The 9,821-nt window shown below is 50.0% G+C and carries 5 protein-coding genes and 1 pseudogene; 5 read left to right on the top strand and 1 reads right to left on the bottom strand.

Annotation, left to right across the window (positions count from 1 at the left end; genetic code table 11):
* The 5 genes and pseudogenes from BN93_RS04700 to BN93_RS04680 form a co-directional block, all read left to right on the top strand.
* A pseudogene (locus tag BN93_RS04700) lies at positions 1-1,900 on the top strand (SusC/RagA family TonB-linked outer membrane protein); the annotation flags it as partial.
* A 15-nt stretch (positions 1,901-1,915) separates the two neighbouring features.
* Positions 1,916-3,433: a RagB/SusD family nutrient uptake outer membrane protein gene (locus BN93_RS04695; protein WP_044259864.1), complete on the top strand. Its 1,518-nt coding sequence runs from the start codon at positions 1,916-1,918 to the stop codon at positions 3,431-3,433.
* Positions 3,434-3,445: 12 nt separating this feature from the next.
* Positions 3,446-4,120 (top strand): DUF4843 domain-containing protein, encoded by a 675-nt coding sequence (locus tag BN93_RS04690; RefSeq protein WP_044259863.1) that lies wholly within the window; start codon positions 3,446-3,448, stop codon positions 4,118-4,120.
* A 384-nt stretch (positions 4,121-4,504) separates the two neighbouring features.
* Positions 4,505-6,136: a PKD-like family lipoprotein gene (locus tag BN93_RS04685; protein WP_044259958.1), complete on the top strand. Its 1,632-nt coding sequence runs from the start codon at positions 4,505-4,507 to the stop codon at positions 6,134-6,136.
* 81 nt (positions 6,137-6,217) lie between these two features.
* Entirely contained in the window at positions 6,218-8,533 is a 2,316-nt protein-coding gene (locus tag BN93_RS04680; RefSeq protein ID WP_019187186.1) for a zinc-dependent metalloprotease, read from the top strand.
* Positions 8,534-8,950: 417 nt separating this feature from the next.
* Here BN93_RS04680 and BN93_RS04675 read toward each other — a convergent pair whose 3' ends face one another.
* Positions 8,951-9,730: a T9SS type A sorting domain-containing protein gene (locus tag BN93_RS04675; RefSeq protein ID WP_232211106.1), complete on the bottom strand. Its 780-nt coding sequence runs from the start codon at positions 9,728-9,730 to the stop codon at positions 8,951-8,953.
* Positions 9,731-9,821 lie beyond the last annotated feature (91 nt).

Below are 9,821 nucleotides of genomic sequence, written 5' to 3'. Positions count from 1 at the left end.
AGATAATTCTACGGCCGACGAATCGCCTTGGGGAAGTTTCGACCAGTACACCCAACTCAACCCATACCTTAAACCTTATGGCGAAAATGGCGAGTTGCTGAAACGCCTTGACGACTTTTCAGGATTGGGCGGAGAAGTAGATTACCTCAATCCGATGTACAACACCACTTTCAACAGCAAAGACCGAAGTAAGAATTTCAGCGTGCGCGAACTGTTTAAAGTGGAGTATACGCCCCTGCAAGACCTGCGTTTTGAGGCTGCCTTCTCGCTATCGAAGAGCGTAGGCAACCGAGATAAGTTCCGTCCTGCACAGCATACGGCCTTTGATGGACAAACCGATCCTACGCTGCGAGGCGATTATCGCCGCAGCCAAAGCGAGTTGGTGAAGTGGGGCGTAGACCTTACGGGTAGCTGGAACAAGCAATTGGCCGACCATTACATAACGGCCAATGCCCGAATGAGCGTTCAAGAACATAGCCGAGAAACATACGGCAACTATGTTACGGGCTTTCCCAACGACAATATGGACAACTTGCTCTTCGGAAAGAAGTATAACGAGAAGGTAGACGGCATTGAAACCACCAGCAGAAGTATTGGATGGGTAGTGGCCGGCGGCTATTCGTATAAGTATAAGTACTCGGTAGACTTTAACTTGCGACTCGATGGTTCGTCAGAGTTTGGCAAAGACAACCGTTGGGCACCATTCTGGTCAACGGGTTTGCGTTGGGACGTGAAGAAAGAGTCGCTCTTGGCCAACTTGTCGTGGCTCTCCGACTTCGTGCTGCGTGCCACCTATGGCACAACGGGCTCGCAAGGGTTCAACCCTTACCAAGCTCACGGCTATTACACCTACGCCAACTTGCTTTTGCCCTATTACTCCTCGGATGCCACAGGCAGCGAAATACTTGCCATGCACAACGAGAAACTGAAGTGGCAAACAACGCGCAACCTAAACTTCGGCTTAGAACTAGGCGCGCTAGACCATCGGCTTACCGCACGCGTGGAATACTATCGTAAGGTTACCAGCAACATGATAACAATGGTTAGCCTTGCTCCATCGGTGGGCTTTGCCCAATATCCGGAGAACATCGGTAAGCTAGAAAACCGAGGTTGGGAACTAACGCTCTCGGCCATACCTTATCGCAACGTGGCACGACAGTCGTATTGGACCGTTACCCTTAACGGATCGCACAATGCAGACAAGCTGTTGGAAATATCAGAGGCCATGCGCCACATCAACGAAGTGAATGCTGGCAACCTGAAAAACGCCCCTTTGCCGCGCTACGAAGAGGGACAGTCGGTTAATCGCATTTGGGTGGTGCGCTCGTTGGGTATCGACCCCGCATCGGGCAACGAGGTATTGCTGAAACGCAACGGCGAAATGACCAGCGCAGTGAACTGGGATGCGAAGGATGCAGTGCCTGTTGGCAACACCGAACCAACTTGGCAAGGCCACATCAACACCTCGTTCACCTACATGGGCTGGGGTATCGACGTGAGTATGCTGTATCGTTTCGGCGGACAAGTGTACAATCAAACCCTCATCGACAAGGTTGAAAACGCCAATCTTAAATATAATGCCGACCGCCGAGTAACGCAACTACGATGGCTAAGGCCTGGCGACAGGGCCATGTTCCGCGAAATAAACCCCCGCGGGTCGGAAACGAAGGCCACTTCGCGTTTCGTCATGGACGAAAACGTGCTGCAAGGCAGTTCGCTTTCGCTCTATTACCGCATGGACCGCAACAATACACCCTTAATTAAACGCGTGGGCATTAACTCGGCAAGGCTCGCTTTCAACATGGAAGACTTCTTCTACCTCTCCACCGTTAAGCGCGAAAGGGGTACAAGTTATCCTTTCTCACGCCAATTTATATTCTCGCTCAACGTCGGATTTTAACTTAAGTAGGACACAATGATGAAGAAAATACATATATTATTGCTGGTGGCGATGTTGGGACTTACCGCTTGTAACAACTGGTTAGACGTAGAACCCAAGACCTCCATACCCACCGATAAACAGTTTAGCTCGGAGTCGGGCTTTAAAGATGCCCTTACGGGCGTGTACATCAAGCTTGGTTCGGCCACGCTTTACGGCGCCGACCTCTCTTATGGCTACATAGACGAGTTGGGCGCACTGTACACGGGCTATCCCGGATACGAGACTTCGGCTGTTTTCGACCAAAGTTTCGTGTACGATTACGATAATAAGTTCAAGTCGAAAAAGAACGCCATATACGCCGATCTCTATAATGTCATCGCCAATGTGAACAACATTATCGGCTATACCGAGACCAAACGCAACGTGCTGGTAACGCCCCGCTATTACGAAACCATACGCGGCGAGGCCTTGGGCTTGCGTGCCTTTTTGCATTTCGACCTGTTGCGCCTCTTCGGACCTATATATAAAGAGGAGCCCAACGCAAAGGCCATACCTTATAGAACCACATACAACCGCGTGCCAACGCCCGTGTTAACTGCCCAAGCGGTGGTAGATGCGGTGCTGAAAGACCTGCACGAGGCAGAGAACTTGCTCAAAACATCCGACCCGCTCGACTTCTTCACCGACACAGACGACGAGGAGTACAAGCAGAAGAACGGCTTTTTGGTAAACCGCGAGTTCCGCATGAACCTCTTTGCCGTTAAGGCCATGCTGGCTAGGGTGTACTGTTATAAGGGCGATGCCGAAAGCAAAGCCTTGGCCGTGAAGTATGCGCGCGAGGTGATTGACGCCAACGAGCATTTCAAACTCATTGATGCGCAGTCGGCCGCCAACTATAATTCCATCCGTTATAGCGAACAAATCTTCGGCATTTCGATACACGAACTCGACAAGTTGCTTACGGCTAACCACATGGATGCCGAGGGTAAGCGCAGCGACATGCACTATACCACTAGCGAAGACAACTTCAACGAGTTCTACGAAACCGCTGGCGCAGGCGTAACCGACTGGCGCAAGCTGCCCGAAATGTTCGAACTTACGGGCAGTAGCGACGTTGTGGCCTTCTGCCGTAAGTACAATCAAAAGCCTTTGAAGGAGGCTTACGGCTATGTTGGGGCAAATGCCATACCGCTAATTCGCTTGCCAGAAATGTATTATATCGTGGCTGAGTGCGAACCCAATGCGCAGAAAAGCGCCGATGCACTTAACGCTGTGCGCTTTGCACGCGGCATATCGTTTACCGACGAGATACGAACCGAGCATTACGACGACCCTGAACCCATGCCGGGTGTTAGCAGAACGCAAACCAAACGCATCAACGAAATCATGAAAGAGTATCGCAAGGAGTTCTTTGCCGAGGGCAAACTCTTCTTCTTCCTCAAAGCGCACAACTATGAAACATGGCTGGGATGTGCGGTGAAGAGCATGGCCAAGGCGCAATACCAAATACCGCTGCCCGACGGAGAAACGATACATGGTAACAACAATTAAGCGTAAAAAGGTATGAAACACATCTTATATATACTCTCCGTGCTGTTTGCATCAGCCGCTTTTGTGGGGTGCAAGCAAAACGAAATAGAACTTTACGACCAGTCGCCACGCCTAAACTTTGAGTGGAGTCAACGTATTATAGAGTTTGTAGACACCGATTACATAAAGAAAACGGCGTTTAAAACCGACAGCTTTGAGGTGCGCATACAAGGTGTACACCTCAATGCGCCACGCGATTTTTGCCTGAAAGTGCAGCCAGCAGAAGGATATGAGGCCGCACCCGAACTGGAATTGGCCGACAAGTACACCTATTCGGCCCTCGATACCGTTTGCCAAACCTATCGTTTACGCGTGAAACGCCCCGACCTGAAATGGGGAAACAGGGCCTTCGGTTGTTATGTGGCGTTCGATTTGGGCAACGCTGCCCATCAGTTCGACAAGGGACTGGTGGAGAAACACCAAATGTTGGTGAACGTGCGCTGGCGGTTGAGGCCTTATGATTGGGAAGAAGGAGATTGGGGAAAGTACAGCAATGGCAAGTACATCTTTATGATGGACGTGCTGGGCAAGGCCTATTCTAACATTTCTTACGACGATTATGAAACCGTTACCAAAGCCTACGAGGAATATGTGAAGGCTGGAAAGCCCGACATACTGGATGATGACGGCAATGTCATATCGTTCTAGGCAAGGTACGTGTGTGGCTTTCGGGGATGTGATGGCAACTTCCTTGCCGCCTTTATCTTTTGAAATGCCATAAGTTAGTTCTTATATGGGACAGGTAATTGGATTTATAAATCCCTCTGGCAATGAGTAATGGGTCAATACAAAGCCGCTTGTACTGGGGCTACAAGCACCTTGTAGTGCCAGTACAAGGCCCTTGTAGCAGCAGTACAAGCCTCTTGTAGTGGCAGTACAAGACCCTTTGTAGCGATTAAAAGTGTGCACATGGTGCCGCTGTTTGTTGCTTACAGGCTGTTGCAGGCAATGCCTAGTCTTTTTACCATAAAGTGTAAACCCCGATGCGAACGGCCATTCGGGGAGAAAATAATAAACGATAAGAAAACGATAATGAAACCAAAACTCGCGAAAACAATTCTTGCATCTGTCTTGGCGTTTGCCTTGGCCGGATGCTACGAAGATAAGGGAAACTACGATTATCACGATGTGAACGGCGTTACCATAGAACTTGCCGAACAGCAAGTGCGCATGCCGAAGGCGGATGATGTGGAGGTTACGCTTACGCCAACCATTGTGCAAACGAAAGAAACGGGCGAAGAGAACCTCGATTTTCAATGGCTGATAGCCAAAGAAGGTGCCAAGGCCTTGTCGGATAAGATGACCGACTACACCCCTTACGCCAAGGGAAAAACTTGCAAAGTGACCGTGAAGACGGGGCAAGCAGACAACATCGGGCTGCTGCTTGTTGTGACAGATAAGCTTAACGGCACGCAATGGTTTAAAACAACGCAGGTGAAAATAGTGAAACCATTCAACCCTTGTTGGTTTGTGCTGTACGAGCAAGGTGGAAAGGCCCAGTTGGGAGCCGTTGAAGGCACGCCCGAAGGCCACTTTGTGTTTGCCGATGTCTACCAATCAGAACGCAACGAGCCTTTCCCGCTTAGCGGTAAGCCATTGGCCGTGGCTGCGCGTAAGATATATGGAAACAAGGAGGCTGCCAGTTTGTTCGGCTTTGTAGGCTTTACGGCCAATCCTGGTATGGTAATCGCCACCACAGAAGGCGTGGCTTTTGTTACGCCTAGCACGCTTGCCGTAAAGTATTCCACAGACAAAATACTCTTCGAACCCATTGCCAAGGGTACGCCTATAAAGATAGGAAATTATAAGATGGACACCCACGGCGAGCTATTTGTTAATAACGGCAAGGCCTACTTTGCCCACATGGATGGCGCGTGCGTGCCTTATTCGCTCAAAGAGGGCGACAAGTACCCCGCCATCTCGGCTTACGGGGCTGGCAATAACGCCCTGTACTTCTACGATTCGTATGCCCATCGTTTCTTGAAACGCGGCTCTTTGGGCTTGCAAGACTTCTATGGTACACCCAAATCATCGGTTTCGTTACGCAAGGGTTACGGCTCGTGGACCGATAGGGGCGTAGAATTGAAACCCGTTGGGCAACGAAGCACCTACGTAAATGTGTTTGATCCCGACAATGTACCTGCCGAATTGACCATTGCCGACATTGTGGCAGGTGGTGCTTTTGGCAATCAGCTATATGCTGTTGGCTATAACAATGCAGGCAAACAGCTAACCGTGTTCAAGTTCAGCTGCCGTAGCACGGAGCCATTTTGTGCAGCTAAATACACCGTAGACATGCCAAGCGAGGTGAATGTAAAGACCGCTAAGTTTACTGCAAGTTATGCTTATTCGGCCGATTTGCTCTTTATGGCTGCCGCAAATAAGGTGTATCGCATAGACTTAAAGCGCAATAAGGTGGTGGAAATATATGCTGCACCTGCCGATGCACAAGTGGTTTGCGCGAAGTTTAAGGACCGCGAAACAACAGAAACACTAGGTACGACGTTGGGCGTGGCCTATAATCAGGGCGATAAAGGTACGGTGGTAGAACTGAAACTCACGGCCGCCGGCGACTTGGCACGTACTTCTAACGCCAGTTTTGTTTATGGCAACGGCAGTCTGCCCTTTGGAAAAATAGTCGACATCGCATTTAATTACGAATAAAGGCCATGTATAGAAACGCCCGTCTGTTGGCTTCTCGCCATCGGCGAGCGTTTCTTGCGTATGCTGTCAACATCTGTCATCATGTATCGTAGATTGTGTTTGGTTGTTTTTTCTGCCTTGTTGTCTTTTGCGGCTAAGGCGCAAACGGCTCCATGTTTCTTCGCAAACAATCCCCAAGCGTTGGTTTCTCATGGTCTGTTCACCACATATAAGGTGGGCGAGCGGCTTTATTGGGAAATCCCCGACACGCTGTTGGGGCGCGAATTTGTGGTGTCGCTCACCGTATTAACCGCCCCAAAACAGACAATAACAACCAAGGAAGGACCCAAGTGGGGTTATGCTGGCGATATGATTGGCCCTGTTTTCTTCGGTATAGAGGAGCATGGCGACAAGTTATGGATTACGCATCCGCAGTACAAGCGTATGTTGGTAGACAGCACTTCGGTGTTTTCGCGCCTGGCATTGCAAAGTCCTACCACCCGACTTTACGACCGTCTGCCCATTGTGCAACGCTCGCCCAACAGCCTTTTGGTTGAAGTGGGCGAGTGGTTTAAGGACTTTCCGCTATTCTCCCTGGGCATTGCGTACTACGATTTGCGACTGGGAGAAAAGCAAAAGCAGTTTGATAAGATTGAACGGATAGACGTAAAGCCCGACCGTTTCTTGTTTCAGATTTCGCGTAAATACGAACGGAAGTCGCTGTTTAGTGATACGGAGTCTGACGATACAACCTCGCAAGCCGACCTTTGGCGGACGGGCGTGTGCATTGCACTGCTGCCTAAACAGTCAATAGAGCCTGTGGAGGCGCATTCTAGAGCCTTTTTTCGTATCAATCGCACATGTTACGATGCCAAGGGTGCACCCCGTCGACGCGCGTTCGTTAAGCGTTGGCGGCTGGAAGTGCCGCCTGCGTTGCGCCAACGCTACCTAAATGGCGAACTAGTTGAACCCGTACGCCCCATCGTGTTTTATGTAGACCGCCAAATGCCGCCGCAATATCGTGCTGCCGTAATGCAAGCCGTGCGCAATTGGCAGCCTGCATTCGAACAGGCAGGCTTTAAAAACGCCATTGATGCGCAGCTCGCACCAGCCGATTCGGCCAATTCCGACTTCTGCCCCTACGATATTGGCGTGCCGTTTATCTCTTGGAAAGAGTCTGCTTTCCGCAATGCCTATGGCCCTACGCCGTGCGAACCGCGCGCTGGCGAAGTGGTGGGCTGCCATATTGGTGTGTTTAGTGGGGTGTTAGACCTGCTTAGGCAGTGGTATTTTGTACAATGTGGAGCCAACGACCCTGTGGGGCGACAGGCAAACTTGCCCGATTCGGTGATGAATGTGTTGCTTGAAATGGTTCTTACGCACGAAGTGGGCCACACTTTGGGCTTAGAACACAACTTCTTCGGGTCGTCGCATTTCTCAATAGACAGCCTTCGAAGTAACGCTTTCCTCACGCGCAATGGCATAACAACCACGATCATGGACTACGTGCGGTGCAATTACGCCCTTCGGCCTACGGATAAGGCAAGCTTGCGCAACCGTATTGCACGACTTGGCGTGTACGACCACTGGGCGATAGAATGGGCTTACCGCCTTTTTCCTGGTAAGGATGCGGCTGAAAGACAGGCAAACCGCGAACGTTGGACGAAGAAATCGCAGGCCGATAACCTGCTGGCTTTTCGCGACGGACTAGATGTTATGGCGCAAGCAGAAGACTTGGGGAACGACCATTTGGCCGTTAATGCACAAGGTAAGGAGAACTTACGCCTGCTATGTGCCGACTCAACCAATTGGATTTGGCGCGACAGTGTGGAGCGCAGCCGCTTTCGCGACCGCCAAGAAGGGCTTGTAGAACACTATTACGACATGCTACGCCAGGTAATGGCGCACTTTATTGGCAAACGCGTCGCCCCCTCTGCAGATTCGCTAATCTTCGTTATCGAACCCCCAGCCGTGGCGCATCGCACGCTGAACTTTATAGAAAAGCATCTTTGGCATCCGCCTTATTGGCTCTTTGATGCAGAACGTGGCCGCCTGTTGGGCATCAACATGAAGGACAAAAGGGATAAGTTTTGCGAGGAAGTTTTTGAGATATGGAAACAAGCGTTAATGGAAATAGATCGTTGGGACTGCTCTCAATCGCCGCGATTAACGTCTGTTGAGATGTTGCGGAGTGCCTATACAGCCTTGTTTGTGTCGCAAACAGAAACAACGAAAGGTAAAGAACTGTTGCAAGATTTTCGCGAGAAACATCTCAAGCTGCTTTTGAACTTGAACGGGGAAGAGGCCACTTCCATCTCAGCTCCTTTGCTTGTAGAGGTTAATTGGCAGATGAGCAAAGTGTGTGTGCCCACCAATAAAAAACCGTTAAGGGGTAGGCGACAAGTCAGGCGGAAGTAAATGGGCGTGGTATGATGTCCACGCTTTGGTGCGTACCCTTATCAGCGATGCTTTGATGAGTGTGCTTTCGCGCGCCTATATAATAAGGAGTAGTGCAGGGCATCACACGATAAGATGTCTTTCTCCGTATAGGCTGGTTCTAAAAAAATATCTTTGTTGGCTTTATTGTTGCGTTGTTGTTAGCCTATTGTCGCGACACGGGGTGTCTTGATAGGCCAACAACAACGCATAGTAGTGTAAATGTCCCAACCTGCTTGGGTTTATATTAGGGTTGGTTGTTCGGCATAATTGGTGCGGCTTGCGGATTGGTTTGTTTCGAGAATGGCAAGCGTGCTGTCCCGAACAAAGGCAACAAGGGGTTCTCCTTTTTCGGCCGCGTACAAGTAAAGCGGTGCACTTACGCCACAGGCTTTTGCCTTATCTCACCACAAATTTCTTTTTGCCGACAATGTACATGCCTTTCGGCAGACCCATTAAGGCATCCTCTTGTTGCACGTTGGCGCGTATCAGGCGGCCGTCGATGGAATAAACGTTCACTCCATTTGTTTCAACTTGCGGCAGGTTACGGATGTCTGTCGTTGCGGTTGATACGTACAGCTGAATGGGTTCTTGTTTATTCGACTCCATATAGCATGCAAAACGCGGTTGGCTGCTATTGTAGTTAATCATACGTACGGTGGCTTGCTTGTTGCTGATAACAGCATTTCCCTCGCTGTCTATGCTTATTTGCCATTGGGCACTGGCTGCCGTTGCATCGTTTGCATTGTTTAGTGAGTTCTTCGGACCCGTGTAAGCCAAGTACTTTTTCTCAGTGGCATCAAACCACGTATAGTTCCCAACCGTTCTGCCAAGTGTCAGCGCGTGTGGTTTTCCATTCGCATTCACTTCTGTTGTGATGGCATTTCCGGCAATTTCTACCGTAGCATGCGCGCGGACATTCTTGCTTGTTGCGCTCAAAGCCGCCTTAGCCGTCTCGTTAACGATAAGGTAATATTTGCCAGCTTGCAAGTCGCTAGTCGATGTAACCTTGTGGAACACCATTGCGCCTGCTGGTGGCGTGGTCTCGTTGCCTGGGTTTTCGGGCTTTTTGGGCTCGTCTGGTTTGTTGGGTTCGTTAGGATTGTTGGGCTTGTTGTTTCCGTTAGGAGCTACATAGTTGGCATAATCGAATGCCGTGCTCGTTTGCGTTCCCCACACGTATTGTTACGCCAGTTCGGGATAAGAAAGTTCCCTAAAAAGTTGGTAATCTCACTATTATTTTGTAACTTTATAGGTGAAAATCAATAAC

Origin of the sequence: Prevotella conceptionensis 9403948 (assembly GCF_000312305.1) — a bacterium.
GTDB lineage: Bacteria > Bacteroidota > Bacteroidia > Bacteroidales > Bacteroidaceae > Prevotella > Prevotella conceptionensis.
The sequence above is the reverse complement of the archived record's forward strand: the minus strand, read 5'-3'. Positions and strand labels throughout refer to the sequence as shown.